Origin of the sequence: Pseudoxanthomonas winnipegensis, assembly GCF_004283755.1 — a bacterium.
GTDB lineage: Bacteria > Pseudomonadota > Gammaproteobacteria > Xanthomonadales > Xanthomonadaceae > Pseudoxanthomonas_A > Pseudoxanthomonas_A winnipegensis.
This window is the reverse complement of the sequence record NZ_SHMH01000002.1, coordinates 570,287-585,954: the sequence shown is the minus strand read 5'-3', so window position 1 is coordinate 585,954 and position 15,668 is coordinate 570,287. Positions and strand designations below refer to the sequence as shown.

At 70.4% G+C, this 15,668-nt stretch carries 13 protein-coding genes; 3 read left to right on the top strand and 10 right to left on the bottom strand.

Features of this window, described 5'->3' with window-relative positions; genetic code table 11:
• Position 1 precedes the first annotated feature (1 nt).
• The 4 genes from glpK to EAT51_RS05950 form a co-directional block, all read right to left on the bottom strand.
• On the bottom strand, positions 2–1,501 hold the full coding sequence (gene glpK / locus EAT51_RS05965; protein ID WP_130561405.1) for a glycerol kinase GlpK: 1,500 nt from the start codon (positions 1,499–1,501) through the stop codon (positions 2–4).
• Between the two features lie 82 nt (positions 1,502–1,583).
• Positions 1,584–2,384 carry an MIP/aquaporin family protein gene (locus EAT51_RS05960; RefSeq protein ID WP_130561404.1) on the bottom strand — a complete coding sequence of 267 codons (801 nt, stop codon included), beginning with the start codon at positions 2,382–2,384 and terminating at the stop codon, positions 1,584–1,586.
• A gap of 110 nt (positions 2,385–2,494) precedes the next feature.
• Positions 2,495–4,000, bottom strand: coding sequence for a glycerol-3-phosphate dehydrogenase (gene glpD / locus EAT51_RS05955; RefSeq protein ID WP_130561403.1), 1,506 nt, complete (start codon positions 3,998–4,000; stop codon positions 2,495–2,497).
• A gap of 334 nt (positions 4,001–4,334) precedes the next feature.
• Positions 4,335–5,108 (bottom strand): DeoR/GlpR family DNA-binding transcription regulator, encoded by a 774-nt coding sequence (locus tag EAT51_RS05950; protein WP_130561402.1) that lies wholly within the window; start codon positions 5,106–5,108, stop codon positions 4,335–4,337.
• Positions 5,109–5,294: 186 nt separating this feature from the next.
• On the opposite strand from EAT51_RS05950, the gene EAT51_RS05945 reads away from it, so the two are divergent.
• Positions 5,295–6,077, top strand: coding sequence for an alpha/beta fold hydrolase (locus EAT51_RS05945; RefSeq protein WP_130561401.1), 783 nt, complete (start codon positions 5,295–5,297; stop codon positions 6,075–6,077).
• Between the two features lie 30 nt (positions 6,078–6,107).
• Here EAT51_RS05945 and EAT51_RS05940 read toward each other — a convergent pair whose 3' ends face one another.
• A complete protein-coding gene (locus EAT51_RS05940) occupies positions 6,108–7,124 on the bottom strand; it encodes an MBL fold metallo-hydrolase (RefSeq protein WP_130561400.1) in 1,017 nt (338 codons plus the stop codon).
• A gap of 81 nt (positions 7,125–7,205) precedes the next feature.
• Positions 7,206–8,354 carry an FAD-dependent oxidoreductase gene (locus EAT51_RS05935; RefSeq protein WP_130561399.1) on the bottom strand — a complete coding sequence of 383 codons (1,149 nt, stop codon included), beginning with the start codon at positions 8,352–8,354 and terminating at the stop codon, positions 7,206–7,208.
• Positions 8,355–8,404: 50 nt separating this feature from the next.
• Between EAT51_RS05935 and EAT51_RS05930 the strand changes: the two genes are divergently transcribed.
• Positions 8,405–8,860 carry a MarR family winged helix-turn-helix transcriptional regulator gene (locus EAT51_RS05930; protein WP_130514993.1) on the top strand — a complete coding sequence of 152 codons (456 nt, stop codon included), beginning with the start codon at positions 8,405–8,407 and terminating at the stop codon, positions 8,858–8,860.
• Between the two features lie 45 nt (positions 8,861–8,905).
• Here the strand turns inward: EAT51_RS05930 and EAT51_RS05925 are convergent, their stop codons facing one another.
• From EAT51_RS05925 to EAT51_RS05915, 3 genes are all read right to left on the bottom strand, one after another.
• Positions 8,906–10,126: an aldose epimerase family protein gene (locus EAT51_RS05925; RefSeq protein WP_130523842.1), complete on the bottom strand. Its 1,221-nt coding sequence runs from the start codon at positions 10,124–10,126 to the stop codon at positions 8,906–8,908.
• 148 nt (positions 10,127–10,274) lie between these two features.
• Positions 10,275–11,177: a DNA ligase gene (locus EAT51_RS05920; RefSeq protein WP_228257831.1), complete on the bottom strand. Its 903-nt coding sequence runs from the start codon at positions 11,175–11,177 to the stop codon at positions 10,275–10,277.
• A gap of 75 nt (positions 11,178–11,252) precedes the next feature.
• On the bottom strand, positions 11,253–12,128 hold the full coding sequence (locus EAT51_RS05915; protein WP_130514989.1) for a DMT family transporter: 876 nt from the start codon (positions 12,126–12,128) through the stop codon (positions 11,253–11,255).
• A gap of 241 nt (positions 12,129–12,369) precedes the next feature.
• Here EAT51_RS05915 and EAT51_RS05910 point away from each other — a divergent pair, with 241 nt between their 5' ends.
• The gene (locus tag EAT51_RS05910) at positions 12,370–15,225 is read left to right on the top strand and encodes a hybrid sensor histidine kinase/response regulator (protein WP_228257830.1); all 2,856 of its coding nucleotides are present in this window, start codon (positions 12,370–12,372) and stop codon (positions 15,223–15,225) included.
• Here EAT51_RS05910 and EAT51_RS05905 read toward each other — a convergent pair.
• Positions 15,222–15,584 carry a response regulator gene (locus EAT51_RS05905; protein WP_205956125.1) on the bottom strand — a complete coding sequence of 121 codons (363 nt, stop codon included), beginning with the start codon at positions 15,582–15,584 and terminating at the stop codon, positions 15,222–15,224. The two genes, EAT51_RS05910 and EAT51_RS05905, sit on opposite strands and share 4 nt — an antisense overlap.
• Between the last annotated feature and the right edge of the window lie 84 nt (positions 15,585–15,668).

Here is a 15,668-nt window from a genome sequence, read left to right as displayed (position 1 = left end):
CTCAGTCCGGGCGGAAGGCCATCGTCGCCTGCACGGCCTTCTTCCAGCCGCCGTAGCGGCGCTCGCGATCGGCCGCCGCCATGGTCGGCTCGAAGCGCGCGTCGATGGCCCACTGGTTGGCGATCTCCTCGCGGCTGGACCAGAAGCCGGTCGCCAGTCCGGCCAGGTAGGCCGCGCCGAGTGCGGTGGTTTCGGACACCTTGGGACGGACCACCGCCGTGTCGAGGATGTCGGCCTGGAACTGGGCCAGGAAGTCGTTGCTGATCGCGCCACCGTCGGCGCGCAGTTCCTTCAGCTCCAGCTTGGCATCGGCCTGCATGGCCTCGAGCACGTCGCGGGTCTGATAGGCCATCGACTCCAGCGTGGCGCGGATGAAGTGCTCCTTGCTGGTGCCGCGGGTCAGGCCGAAGAACGCGCCGCGGACCTCGCTGTCCCAGTAGGGCGCGGCCAGGCCGACGAAGGCCGGCACCATGTAGACCCCGTCGGTGTCCGGCACGCGCTCGGCATAGGCCTGCGTGTCGCGGGCCTTGCCGAACATGCGCAGGCCGTCGCGCAGCCACTGCACCGCCGAACCGGCGACGAAGATGCTGCCCTCCAGCGCGTATTCCACCTTGCCGTCGATGCCCCAGGCGATGGTGGTGAGCAGGCCGTTGCTGGACTGGACCGCCTTCTCGCCGGTGTTCATCAGCACGAAGCAACCGGTGCCGTAGGTGTTCTTGGCCATGCCCGGCGTGTAGCAGGCCTGGCGGAACAGCGCCGCCTGCTGGTCGCCGGCGATGCCGGCGATCGGCACCTTGTGCCCGAAGAAATGCCGGCCGGCGGTATGGGTATAGACCTCGCTGGACGAACACACCCTGGGCAGCATCGAGCGGGGCACGCCGAGGATGTCCAGCAGTTCCTCGTCCCAGCGCAGCGCGTGGATGTCGTACATCAGCGTGCGCCCGGCGTTGGTCTGGTCGGTGACGTGGGCGTGGTCCTCGGAGAGGTTCCAGATCAACCAGCTGTCGATGGTGCCGAACAGCAGGTCGCCGGCCTGCGCCTTCTCGCGCACGCCCTCGACGTTGTCCAGGATCCACTTGAGCTTGGTGCCGGCGAAGTACGGGTCGATCAGCAGGCCGGATCTGGCGCGGAACAGCGCATCGTGGCCCGCCTCGCGCAGCTCCTTGCACACGCTCTGCGACTGGCGCGACTGCCAGACGATGGCGTTGTACACGGCCTGGCCGGTGTGCTTGTCCCACACCACGGTGGTTTCGCGCTGGTTGGTGATGCCGATGGCCGCCACCTGCGATGCGTCGACGTTGGCCTGGGTCAGCACGTCGGTCATCGTGGTCAGCACGGTGGACAGGATCTCGCGCGGGTTGTGCTCGACCCAGCCCGGCTGCGGGAAGATCTGGGTGAACTCGCGCTGGGCGATGCCTTTGACCGCGCCGCTGCGGTCGAACAGCATGGCGCGCGAACTGGTGGTGCCCTGGTCGATCGCCAGCACGTATTGCTTGTCCATCGGGTGACTCCCTGCGGGTTGGAAGAGCCGGCGCGAGGCGCGCGCGGCGGAAAACGGTGACGCGTGGCCGGTCCTTCAGACCTTACGGCTTCCGCGCGGCGCGCTGGCGCGCCGGCAGGAACGGATAGATCAGCCACTGATAGGCGGCGGCGCCGACCACGCCACCGATCAGCGGGCCGACGATGGGCACCCACCAGTAGTTGTGCGGCGCGGGGAAGGCCGAGGGCCCCCAGCCGGCGAAGAACGCGAACACGCGCGGGCCGAAATCGCGGGCCGGGTTGATCGCCCACGCCTCCAGATAGCCCATCGACGCGCCGATGGTCGCCACCAACAGGCCGATGATCAGCGCGCCGGAGTTGGCGCCCGGCGCCATCTCGTTGTACTGCTCGGTGATGGCGAAGATGCCGAAGATCAGGAACGCGGTGAGGATGGCCTGGTCGGTCAGCGCATGCAGCGGTGTGACCGCGAGCCCCGGCGCGGTGAAGAACACCCCGGCCGCGCCGCCGGCTTCGCGCGTGAGCTGCTTGACCTCGTTGTAGTGATCGATCACCGGCGCGTACAGCGCATAGACGATGGCCGCGCCGACCATGCCGCCGATCACCTGCGCGCCCCAGTAAGGCAGCACCTTCTTCCACGAGAACCCGCGGAACAGCGCCAGCGCCAGCGTCACCGCCGGATTGGCGTGGGTGCCCGAGACCGAACCGGTGGCATAGATGGCGATGGTGACGCCCAGCCCCCAGGCGATGCAGACGCCCCAGTAGCCGCCGGCATAGGGATTGGGATCGTAGAGGGTGTACATCGCCGCGACCGAATCGCCGAAGGCGATGATGATCGTCATCGCCACCGCCTCTGAGATCAGCTCGCCGAGAAACTGCCGACTCATCGCCGACCTCCTGTCGGACCAGCGACGATGGTGCGGGGCTTGGTGGACATGTCAGCAACCTCCCAGTGATGACGTGCGGCCGCGCGACGCGGCCAAGGATGTCGGATGGATCAGGCGCGCGTGGCCATCGTCGCGGCGGGTGCGCGCAGCACCTCGGCCAGGCGGCGCTGCTGGGCCGGCGTCAGGCGCAGGCCCAGCTTGCTGCGGCGCCAGAGCAGGTCTTCGGCATCGACGACCCATTCGTGGTGCCGCAGGTAGTCGACCTCGGCCCGATAGAGATCGGCGCCGAAGTGCTCGCCCAGGTCGGCCAGCGTCGTCGCCTCGCCCAGGATGCGCTCGGTGCGCGAACCATAGTTGCGCACCAGTCGCCAGGCCAGCTCCTTGGGCAGCCAGGGCCGCGCCGTGCGCAGCAGCGCCAGGGCCTGATCGAAGGGCAGCATGTCCCCGCCCGGCAGCGGCGCCCCGTCCGCGGTCCAGGGCTGCGGCTTGCGGCCCAACTGCGACTCGAGCTTGTCCACGGCCTGCTCGGCCAGCTTGCGATAGGTGGTGAGCTTGCCGCCGAATACGCTCAGCAGCGGCGGCCCGTCCGCATCGACTTCCAGCCGGTAGTCGCGGGTGACCTCGGAGGCGTTGTCCTCCTCGTCCTCCAGCAGCGGGCGCACGCCGCTGTAGGTCCACACCACATCGCCGGGGGCGATGGCCTTGCGGAAGTAGCGGTTGGCCGCCGCGCACAGGTAGTCGACCTCGTCCGCGTCGATACGCGGATGCCCTGGATCGGCCTTGTACTCCATGTCGGTGGTGCCGATCAGGGTGAAGTCGCGCTCGTAGGGAATGGCGAAGACGATACGGCGGTCGGGTTGCTGGAAGATGTAGGCATGGTCGTGCGCGAACATGCGCGGCACCACGATGTGGCTGCCCTTGACCAGACGCAGCGCATAGTCGTGCTGCAGATGCGCGACCTGGTCCAGGAACTGCACCGCCCAGGGACCGGCGACGTTGACCAGGGCCCGGGCCTCGACCGTGATGCGCTGGCCCTGCGCGGTCTCCAGTTCGGCCAGCCAATGCGCGCCATCGCGGCGTGCGCTGACGCAGCGGGTGCGGGTGTGGACGGAGGCGCCGCGCTCGGCCGCGTCCATCGCATTGAGCACCACCAGCCTGGCGTCCTGCACCCAGCCATCGGAGTAGGCGAAGCCGGTGGTGAACTCCTCCTTCAGCGGTACGCCCACCGGCGAGCGGCACAGGTCGACCCGGCGCGAGCCTTCCAGCGTTCGCTTCCCGCCCAGGCGGTCGTAGAGGAACATGCCGATGCGGATCATCCAGGCCGGCCGCAGGTGCGGCTGGTGCGGAAGCAGGAAGCGCAGCGGCCAGGCGATGTGCGGGGCCAGGCGCAGCAGCACCTCGCGCTCGGCCAGCGCCTTGCCGACCAGGCGGAACTCGTACTGCTCCAGATAGCGCAGGCCGCCATGGATCAGCTTGGTGCTGGCGCTGGAGGTATGCGCGGCCAGATCGTCGGCCTCGCACAGGCACACGCTCAGCCCGCGGCCGATCGCGTCGCGGGCGATGCCCACTCCGTTGATCCCGCCGCCCACCACCAGCACATCGACGCGTTCGACCATCTCACCGCTCCTCGACCGGGCCGCCGCCCGCGCGGCGGCGGCCGCATGGCGCCGTTCGCGTCTGGACAAACACGGACAACAACGATCTTAAACGAACATTTACGAAAATTTCGTGAGCGCGGCATGCCCGTTCGAGCTCGCGGGGTTAGACGATGGTCGAAGGCGCTGCCGATCTGGAGTTCGTTTCGACACCGCCAACGGCGCGCCCCAGGCCGCCTGTTCGGGGGCAGCCTCCAGTGGCAATGCATGTCCGGTGAGCCGCCTCCTGCCGACGGCGGCGCCGGCCTGGCTTGCACCCGGCCTGGGGCCAGCGCCAGACGCCCCGAACCCGCCGTCAGTCGCCGACGACGTGGACCCGGGTCTTGCCCTCGGCCAGCACCTCGGCCAGCACGTCCGGCGGCGCGCGGTCGGTGAACCAGTCGTCCACCAGGGCGATGGGCCCCAGCCGGCACAGCGCGTTGCGGCCGATCTTGCTGGCGTCGGCGGCCAGCAGCACCTGCCGCGAATGCTCGACGATGGCCTGGGCCACGCGCACCTCCTGGAAGTCGAAGTCCAGCAGCGTGCCGTCCAGCTCGATGCCGGAGATGCCGATGATCCCGAAGTCCACGGTGAACTGGCGCACCAGATCGATGGTCGGCTGGCCGGTCACCCCCTGGTCGCGCGCGCGCACCATGCCGCCGGCCACGATCACCTCGAAGCTGGGATTGGTGCTCATCAGCACCGCCACGTTGAGGTTGTTGGTGATCACCCGCAGCCCCTGCTTGTGCATCAGCGCCGCGGCCACGTCCTCGTTGGTGGTGCCCAGGTTGATGAACAGCGAGGAATGGTCGGGGACATGCGTGGCCACCTCCCGGGCGATGCGACGCTTCTGCTCGGCCTGCAGGGACTTGCGCGTGGCGTAGGCGGTGTTCTCCACGCTGGAGGGCAGGCTCACCCCGCCGTGGTAGCGGCGCAGCAGGCCGGCCTCGCACAGCAGCATCAGGTCGCGGCGGATGGTCTGCTGGGTCACGTCGAACTGCGTGGCCAGCCCGTCCACCTCGGCATAGCCGAGCTGGCGCACCAGCGCCACCAGTTGCTCCTGGCGCCGGTTGAGGACCGGATGTTCCATGCGTACCGCCTGTGCCTGCGAGGTGCCCGCATGATCGTCGATGCGGCGCGCAATGCAACACCGCAGCGCGCAAGGCCTGCATCCCGCACGCGCCTGCGACGCAAGAACAACACACTGCGTCCGCGCGATCGCGCTGCCCGGCGCGGGCGACTCCACTAGGCTGAGCGCCTGCGGAGAGGATCCCCGATGAGCGACGCCACACCAGGCCTCAACATGATCCGGACCGGCCCGCGCGGCGGCGTGCCGCTGCTGTTCCTGCATGCGCTCGGGCTGGATCTTTCGGTATGGGAACAGCAGATCCACGCCTTCGCACACGACCGCGATGTGATCGCGATCGACCTGCCCGGCCACGGACGCTCGCCGCATGGGCAGGACGCGCCGAGCTTCGCCGGCTTCGCCGAGGCGCTGGTCGCGCTGCTTGGCGCACTGCGCACCGGCCCGGTCGATGTCGTCGGCATCTCCGTCGGCGGCATGATCGCGCAGACCCTGGCGGTGACCTCGCCGACGCAGGTGCGCTCGCTCACGCTCGTCGCCACCTCCTGCACCTTCTCCGATGCGGTCAGGCAGCTGCTGCGGCAGCGCGCGGAGACCGTGCGCGCGATCGGCATGGAAGGCATCGCGCCGCTGCACCTTGCGCGCTGGTTCCCGGCGGAGTTTCTCGCGGCGCGCCCTGAAATCGCCGACCGGCTGGGCAAACTTCTGTTGCGCAACGACCCGGCCTTTCACGCCCAGCTCTGGGACATGGTCGCCGGCCTGTCGCTGGAGGAGGCGATTGCCTCCCTGCCCCACCCGACCCTGGTCGTCGCCGGCGCGGACGATGCCAGTGCGCCGCCGGCGGCCGGTCAGCTGATCGTGGATCGCATGGCGCACGCGCGGCTGGCGGTCGTGCCTGCGTGCGGGCACTTTCCGCCGCTGGAGCATCCGGACGCGTTCAACGCCTTGCTGCGCGACTTTCTCGCCCAGCGGTAGGCGCGCCAGGCACCCGCGGGCTTGATGCGCCTACTTGGGCAGGCGCCACCACGCCGAACCCGCGGTCGGCTGCCGCAGGTCGACGCGCTCGCCGATCACCGGCGTGGACAGCGCGACGCCGCGCTCGGCGGCCAAGGCGCTGATGCGCTCGAACGGCTCGAACCACGGATGCAGCGCCAGGTCGAAGGTGCCGTTGTGGATCGGCAGCATCCAGCGCCCCTGCAGGTCCAGATGCGCCTGCAGGGATTCCTCGGGCCGCATGTGCACGTGCGGCCACTGGCGATCGTAGGCGCCGGTCTCCACCAGGGTCAGGTCGAACGGCCCGAAGCGCTCACCGATCTGTCTGAAGCCATCGAAGTAACCGCTGTCGCCGCTGAAGAACACGCGCAGCCCGTCGTCGATCAGCACCCACGAGCACCACAGCGTGGCGTTGCCGTCGCGCAGCCCGCGCCCGGAGAAATGCTGGGCGGGCGTGGCGACCAGGCGCAGCCCGTCGATGACGGTGGACTGCCACCAGTCCAGCTGTTGCACCTTGGCCGCCGGCACGCCCCAGCGCACCAGCGTGTCGCCCACGCCCAGCGGCGCGACGAAGTGCTCGGCCGAGGCGGCCAGCGCGCGCACGGCCGCCTTGTCCAGATGGTCGTAGTGGTTGTGCGAGAGGATCACGCCCTTCAGCGGCGGCAGATCCTTCAGCGCGATCGGCGGCGCATGGAAGCGCTTGGGCCCCATCCACGGCAGCGGCGAGGCGCGCTGGGCGAAGACCGGATCGGTGATCCAGAACTGGCCGCGCAGCTTGAGCAGCACGGTCGAATGGCCGAGCCGGTACAGGCTGAAATCCGGCGCGGCCAGCAGTTCGGCACGGGTCAGCGGGCGGACTGGAATCGGGCGGTCCGGCACGCTGGTGCGCGGCTTGTCGAACAGCACGCTGCGGAACAGCCGCAGCGATTCCAGCAGCCCGGTGCGTGGGATCGCGATCGCGTTGCGGAAGCGCCCTGCGCTGGACTGCAGCGACGCAGCGCGGGATCCGGGTTCGTTGGAGTCGGCCATGGCAGCACCATGGGGACAACCACCTCGCCTGACAAGCCCAGGCACTGCCGATCCTGCGTGCGACGCGGCGCGCGCCCGCCATCAGCCCGCCCGATGGGCCTGTTGATGCTGACGGTACATCGCCGCGGTCAGTTCCAGCCCGACATGCGAGAGCTGGGTGGCCGCGGCCTCGGCCGATTCCTGTGCCACTTCGGCCACGCGCTCGAACATGCACGCCTCGTAGCGACACACCGCGTCATGCAGCGCACCTTGCGCCAGCGGCTCGGCCAGTTCGGCGGCATCGAGCATGGCCGCGTTGACGCCTTCGCCGGCGAAGGGCGACATCAGATGCGCCGCGTCGCCGATCAGGGTCAGGCCGGGACGGTGGTTCCAGCAGTGCCCCACCGGCAGCGCGTGGATCGGCCGCGCGACGAAGTGGTCGTTGGCCGCGCGGAACAGGTCCAGGATCTCCGGCGCGAACCCGGCGAACTCCTCGAGCAGCCCGGCCCGCACGGCCTGCGGATCGCTGAAGTCGAAGCGCTGCTGCGCCCAGTCCGCCGGCACGCGGAAGATGGCGTAGCCGCGCACATGCGCATGCCCGTTACGCTGGGCGATGAGCATCCTGCCCTCGCCTTCGATGTCGAGCTTGCCCGGCCCGACCAGCGCGGACAGCGCCGGATGGTCGCGATCGACCTGGTCGATGCCGAACTCGACGAAGGTCAGGCCGCTGTACTGCGGACGGTAGGACGACAGCAGCGGGCGCACCCTGGACCAGGCGCCGTCCGCGCCGACCACCAGGTCGAACGGGCCGGCCAGACCGCTGGCCAGTTCCAGCTGCCAGCGGCCTTCGTCCAGCGCGTGCAGGGCCTGCAGCGGCGCGCCCCAGCGCACGGTGCCGGGGGCGAGCGCATCGAGCAGCATCGCGCGCAGCGCGGTGCGGTCGACCTCGGGTCGACTGCGGTCGAAGCCCTCCCGGTCCTCGAACAGCACCTCGCCGCGGTGGTTGAGCAGGCGCTCGCCCTGGTCTTCGTAGCGGGCGATGCGCGCGAAGGCGTCCTGCAACCCGGCGCGTTCGATCGCCAGCAGGCCCGAGCCCTGATGCAGGTCGAGCGAGCCGCCCTGGGGGCGCTCCAGCGGATGCGCCTCGCGCTCGAACACCTCCGGCGCGAGCCCCTGCAGCTGCAGCAGGCGGGCCAGCGTCAGGCCGGCCGGGCCGCCCCCGACGATGGCGATACGCGGAAGGTTGGCCATGCCTGCTGCTTCGGATATGATAGGTGCCTATATTTAAAACATAGCCACCTATGGAAAGTCAAACCAGCGAACTCGAGCACGCCGCCCGCCACGATCCGCTCAAGCTGCTCGGCATCGCCTATCGCACGTTCTCGCGGCTGGTCGACGCGCAGCTGCGCGAGCATGGCTTCGCCATGGGCCAGCTGCCGGTGCTGGTGGCGCTCAAGCACGGCGATGCGCTGTCGCAGGGCGAACTGGCGCGGCGCGCGCGGGTCGAGCAACCGAGCATGGCCCAGTTGCTCAACCGGATGGAGCGCGACGGGCTGATCCAGCGCACGCCCGATCCGGCCGATGGCCGCAGCAAGCTGATCTCGCTGACACCGCTGGCGCGCAGGCGCCTGCCCAAGGCCAAGGCGGTAATGGACGCCACTGGCGAACAGGCTCTGGCCGGCTTCGACGCGCAGGACCTGGCCCAGTTCGCCACGCTGATGCTGCGGATCAACCGCAACCTGGACGCGTTGGAGTAGGCACCGCGCCGGCCCGCGTGTGGGCCGGCGCGGCAAGGCGGAGGCCTACTTGGCTACGCCGAAGCGATAGATCGTGGTCTGCGTGTAGGTCTGGCCCGGGTCCAGGCGCGTGCTCGGGAAGTCGGCGTGGTTGGGGCTGTCGGGGAAGTGCTGGGCTTCCAGCGCCAGCGCGCCCCAGTGCAGATAGGGCTTGCCGCCCTTGCCGCCTTCGATGCGGTCGATGGCATTGGAGGTGTATAGCTGCATGCCGGGCTCGGTGGTGAACACGGTCAGCGTGCGCCCGGTGGTGGGCTCCTCGACGATGACCGCCGGCGTCTCCAGGCCCGGCGCATCGAGCACCCAGTTGAAGTCGTAGCCGCCCTGCTTGGGCTCGGCATGGCGCAGGTCGGCGTTGTCTTCGTGGATGCGCTCGCCCAGGGCATGCGGCGTGCGGAAATCCAGCGGCGTGCCGGCCACGGGCAGCAGCTTGCCGGTGGGGATCAGCTGCGCATCGGTCTGGGTATAGCGCGCGGCGTTGATCTGCACGCGGTGATCCAGCACCGAGGCGGCCCCGGCGCCGGCCAGGTTGAAGTAGCCGTGGCTGGTGAGATTGAGCACGGTCGGCTTGTCGGTGGTGGCGCGGTAGTCCAGCTTCAGGCCATCGTCCTGCAGGGTGTAGACCACGCTGACGTCGAGCGTGCCGGGGAAGCCCATCTCGCCATCGGGCGAGCGGTAGCGCAGGGTCACCGACGGGGTCCCGTCGCTGGCGGGGCTGGCCTCCCACAGCTTGGTGGCGAAGCCTTCCGGACCGCCGTGCAAGGTGTTGCCGTTGTTGTTGGTCGGGATCTGGTAGGTCTTGCCGTCCAGGGTAAAGCGTCCCTTGGCCAGGCGGTTGGCGTACCGCCCGATCAGCGCGCCGAAGTTGGTCTGCACGGTGGCGGCGTCCTTGAGGTAGCCGTCCAGCGTGTCGTAACCCAGCACCACGTCGTCGGCCTTGCCGTTGCGGTCGGGCACGGTCAGCGCCTGCAGGATGCCGCCGTAGGTGATGATCGAGGCGGTCATGCCGTGACCATTGTCCAGCACGAACTTCTGCACCTTGCGCCCATCGGGCAGCGTGCCGAAGTCGCTGGCGACCACATGCGCGGGGGCCGCGGCCGGCGCGGACGAGGCCGCAGGCGCGGCGGCGCCGGAAGCATCGGGCTGGGCGCGCGTGGCCGGATCTTCCGGCGGTTGCGAGCAGGCGCCCAGTCCCATCGCCGTCACGGCGGCCAGAAGTGCGATACGCATTCGATGTCTCCCTCCCAGGTGAGGGCGCCAGTGTGCCTCAAGCCGCATGCGGGCGCAGGCGACGCGGGCAGTGGTGCCAGAGGCCAGGGATCAGAGGACAGGGGATGAAGCAGTGCATTGGCGCGCGCGCTGAGTGCCGCATCGCCGGCTACCACTTTCCCTTGCCTCTGATCCCTGGCCCCTGGTCCCTGCTTTCCTCCCGCACCCGCAGAAAGCGGGCGAAGCGTGGCAGGCCGCGCCCGGTCAGGCCGTTGTACTGATACGTCACCCACGTGCCCAGCGGCGGAGGCGCATCGCGCTCGGCGTCGCGCAAGCCGCTGCCGATGCGGAAGCGGCGCCCGTCCGGCGTCTCCACCAGCAAGGCACCCAGCCGGCCGGCGTGCCGGCCCTGCCCCGGCACATGCCCGATCACGCGCGCCTCGGCATCGTCCAGGCGCTTGTACTTGAGCAGCGTGTCGCTGCGCCCGGGCAGGTAGCGCGCCGCGCGGTGCTGCAGCATCAGGCCTTCGCCGCCGGCCTGCACCACGCGGTCCAGCTCGGCATCCAGCGCGGCCCGGCTCTCGAAGCGGCGCTGCTCGAGCATCCGCAGCTGCGGATGCGCCCCGGTGCCCAGCAGCGCTTGCATCCGCGCCACGCGCGCGGCGAACGCGCCGCCCGCGGCGGGCAGGTCGAACACCATGAAGCGCAGCGCGCGCCAGCGTGGGTCGTGCGGATCGCCCGCGCGCACCAGCGCACTGGCCACGTCGAACTGGCCGCGCCCGATCCACAGCTCGCCCTCCATCGGCACCGGCGGCCAGCCCTGGGTGAACCAGGCCGGCACCGCGATCGGCTCGCCGCCGCGCGTCCACAGCGCCCGGCCGTCCCAGCGCCCGCGCACGCCATCGAGCTTCTCGCTGACCAGATACGCGGCGACCTCGCCCTGCCCGCGATACGCGGTGGCCAGCATCGGCGGCGCCTGCAGCGCCGCTGCGTCCACCATGCCCGGCCCGGCCAGACAGGCCGCCAGCACCATTCCCGCCACGACGCGCATCGTCTGCTCCACGAAGTCCATTCCGGGCTCCAGCGTGGCCCTGCGCGGCCGCTGCGTCCGTCGGCAAACATCCCGACGCCGCGTCGGACGATGCTCCTACACGATCCGCATCCGCCGTCGCCAGCTGGCGATCTGATTCCAGCGGATGAAGGTGACCAGGCCCGAGGCCAGGATTAGGGCGATGCCGACCCAGGTGATCGCATCGACGCGGCTGTGGAACAGCCAGGCGCCGAAACCGATCGCCCACAGCATCTGGCTGTACTGGGTCGGCGCGACCGCGCTGACCGGCGCCAGCCGCGTGGAATACATCATCAGGATCGCCGCCAGCCCGGCCAGCAGTCCGTAGCCGGCGATCAGGCCCCACTGCGCGGCGCTGGGCCAGACGAAGTGCGGCAGCATCAGGATGCCGCCGGCCACCAGGGGGCCGATCACGCCGGCGCCGTACAGGGTGACGCGCTTCTCCTCCGGCCCGGCCATGCGCAGGCTGATCACCGACACCGCGCCGGTCAGCCCGCACAGGATCGCCGCCACGTGGCCCTGGCTGAGCTGGCGGAAGCCGGGCCGCAGCACCACCAGCACGCCGATGAAGCCCACCGCCACCGCCGTCCAGCGGCGCCAGTGCACCTCCTCGCGCAGCAGCAGCACCGACAGCACGGTGACGAAGATCGGCATCAGGAAGATCAGGGCGAAGGCCTCGGCCATCGGCAGATGGGTGAAGGCGATCACCGAGGTCAGGTTGCCGGCCGCGCCGCAGAACGCGCGCAGCAGCCAGATCGTCGGCTTGCGCGCCACCACCACCTCGCGCCAGCGGTCCTGCGGCTTCTTCAGGAAGGGCACGGCCACCAGCATGAGCAGGGCACCGAAGAACACCACCTCGTAGGACGGCAGGCTGCCGTCGAGCAGCTTCACGAACGCATCGCTGATCGCATAGGCCGCATAGCAGGCGAAACCCAGCAGCACACCCTTGAACATCGTGTCGGTTCCGCAAGCTCGTCGGGCGCGTCGCGCCGGCACCACAGTCTACGGGCAGCGCGGGCAAGCGCCGCGCATCGGCGTTGCGAAACTTCATGCCAGGCCGAGCCCGGCCGTGCTGAAATGGCGCACGCCCGCCGCTGGTCTTCACCTGCATGCTTCGTCCGCTCCTCCCGCCCCGCTGCCGGCCCGCCCCCGCTTCATGCCGACAGCGCCCGCGATTGGCACACGGGAACGCGGCATGAGCCAGCCCTGGTTCCCCGCCGGCGGCAGCGCCATGGCCGCCAAGATCCGCGCGCACGACTGGGCCGCCACCCCGCTGGGCCCGGTGGAGACCTGGCCGGCGCCGCTGCGTGCGGCGGTCAACCTGATGGTCAATGCGCCCGAGTGCATGTTCATGGTCTGGGGCGAGGAGGTGACCTTCCTCTACAACGACGTCTACGCCCCGATCCTGGGGCCGCGCGCGCCCGGCGCGCTGGGCGCCTCGATGCGCGTGCTGTGGGGCGATGTGTGGGACTCAGTGCGCGGCCCGATCGAGAGCGCCTACCGCGGGCAGTCTGAGCGCCATGTGGAGATGTACATCCAGATGCACCGCTACGGCGTGCCGGAGGACACCTGGTGGACGTTCTCCTTCACCCCGATCTACCTGGACGATGGCCGCGTCGGCGGCGCCTTCTGCCTGACCAACGAGGTCACCGAGAAGATCCAGGCAGAGCGGCGCCTGGCGCGCGAGCACGAGCGCCTGGCGCAGCTGTTCGAGCAGGCGCCGATGTTCATGGCCTTCCTCAGCGGGCCCGAGCATCGCATCGAGGTGGTCAACCCCGGCTACCTGCGCCTGATCGACCACCGCGACGTGGTCGGCAAGACCGTGGCCGAGGCCCTGCCCGACGCGGTCGAACAGGGCTATCTGGACCTGCTGGACGGGGTCTACCGCACCGGCGAGGTCTATGCGGCCAACAGCGCCGCCTACGCGGTGCGGGCCGAGCCGGGCGGGCCGGTGCATCCGCGCTTCGTGGACATCGTCTTCCAGCCGATCCGCGACGAGCGTGGGCAGATCACCGGCGTGTTCGTGCAGGGCGTGGACGTGACCGCGCGCATCGAGGGCGAGGCCGCGATGCGCGCGCTGGACGCGCACAGTCGCCAGGTCATCGACAGCGCCACCGACTACGCCATCCTGGCCACCGACCTGCAGGGGCGCATCACCCACTGGAACGCTGGCGCGCAGCTGATCCTGGGCTGGAGCGAGCGGCAGATGCGCGGACATACGACCGAGCGGCTGTTCACCGAGCAGGACATCGCCAACGGCGTGGCCGAGCGCGAGCTGCTGGACGCGCTGGAGACCGGGCGCGTGGTGCGCGAGCGCTGGCAGGTGCGCCGCTCCGGCGAGCGTTTCTGGGCCAGCAGCGCCACCACCGTGCTGCGCAACGCGGACGGCACGGCGATCGGCTTCGTCAAGGTGCTCGGCGACCGCACCGCCGAACGCATGGCCATCGACGCGCTGCGCGACAGCGAGGCGCGCCTGACGGCGCTGGTCAGCGCCTCGTCGGACGCCTTGTTCATGATCGACGCGCACTGGACGCAGATGCGCCAGCTGACCGGCACCGGCGCGGCCCGCGACAGCTTCGCGCCGATCGAGCGCTGGATGGCGCGGCACATCCCCGATTCGGATCAGCACCGGGTCGTCGCCGCGGTCCACGAGGCGGTGACCAGCCGACAGCCGCTGACACTGGAACATCCGGTGCGCCGCAACGACGGCAGCCTGGGCTGGTCGCTGTCGCGCGCGGTGCCGCTGTTCGATGCCGAGGGCAAGCTGCACGGCTGGTTCGGCGCGGCCACCGACATCACCGCGCGCCGCGATGCGGAGAACCGCCTGCGCGAGCTGACCGCCTCGCTGGAGGAGCGCGTGCGCGAGCGCACCGACGAGCTGCTGCTGGCCGAGGAGAAGCTGCGCCAGAGCCAGAAGATGGAGGCCGTCGGCCAGCTCACCGGCGGGCTGGCGCACGACTTCAACAACCTGCTCACCGCCGTCACCATGGGGCTGGACCTGCTGCAGCAGCGCATCGAGGCCGGTCGCTACGACCGGCTGGAGCGCTACCTGGAGATGGCCCGCTCCGGCGCCTCGCGCGCCGCCTCCCTGACCCAGCGCCTGCTGGCGTTCTCGCGCCGGCAGACGCTGGCGCCCACGGCGGTGGACGTCAACCAGTTGGTCGATGGGATGGGCGACATCCTGCGGCGCACGCTGGGGCCCTCGATCCAGACGCATTTCCAGCTGGCCAGCCCGCTGTGGCGCGTGCTGGTGGATGCGCCGCAGCTGGAGAACGCGCTGCTCAACCTTTGCATCAACGCGCGCGATGCGATGCCCGAAGGCGGCCAGCTGATCATCGAGACCCACAACGTCGAGCTGGACGCCGAGGCCGCCGCGTCGCTGGAACTCGCGCCAGGCCCGTACGTGCGCCTGGGCGTGCAGGACACCGGCACCGGCATGAGCGCCGAGGTGATGGAGCGCGTGTTCGAGCCCTTCTTCACCACCAAGCCCATCGGCCAGGGCACCGGGCTAGGGCTGTCGATGATCTACGGCTTCATGCGCCAGTCCGGCGGCCAGGTGCGCATGGCCTCGCGGCTGGGCCACGGCACCACGATGCAGCTGCTGCTGCCGCGCCTGGACGGTGCCGAGGACGCCATCGCGGCGGACGGCGTCGAACCGGCCGCGCTGGACCCGCACACCCGCGGCGAGGTGCTGCTGGTCGAGGACGAGGCGCCGGTGCGCGCGCTGATCGCCGAGGTGCTGGGCGAGGCCGGCTGTCGCGTCACCGCGGTGGCCGACGGCCACGCCGCGCTCGAATACCTGCGCGGCGCCGCGCCCATCGACCTGCTGCTGACCGACGTCGGCCTGCCTGGCGGCCTCAACGGCCGCCAGGTCGCCGACGCCGGCCGCCAGCTGCGGCCCGGCTTGCGCGTGCTGTTCGTGACCGGCTACGCGGCCAACGCCGCGGTCGGCGCCGGCCAGCTGGAGGCCGGCATGGAGGTGATGACCAAGCCCTTCCAGGCGGCCGAGCTGGCGCGCCGCGTGCAGGCGATCCTGGCCCCGTCGAGTTAGCTCGCCTCGGCCTGCGGCAGGCTGCCGCGCACCATCGCCAGCAGGTCGACTAGCGAGAACGGCTTGCGCAGCAGCTGCATGCAGGGCCCGAGGAAATCCGGGCGCTCCAGCGCTTCCTCGGCGTAGCCGGTCATGAAGATCACCGGCAGCGCCGGCGCCAGCGCGCGCGCCGCGTCGGCCAGTTCGCGCCCGCTCATGCCCGGCAGGCGCACATCGGTCAGCAGCAGGTCGAAGGCCGGCTGCGTGCGCAGCTGGTCCAGCGCCTGCTCGGCATCGCCGGCCTGCACGATGAGCAGGCCTTCGTCGGCCAGCACGTCGGCGGCCATCTCGCGGATGAGTTCGTTGTCGTCGACGAGCAGCACCCGTCGTTCCTGCAGCTGGGTCATGGGTCCGAGGCACATGTGGCGTCGCAGGACCGGCTCCGCTCCCGCGCCGGCCCCGCA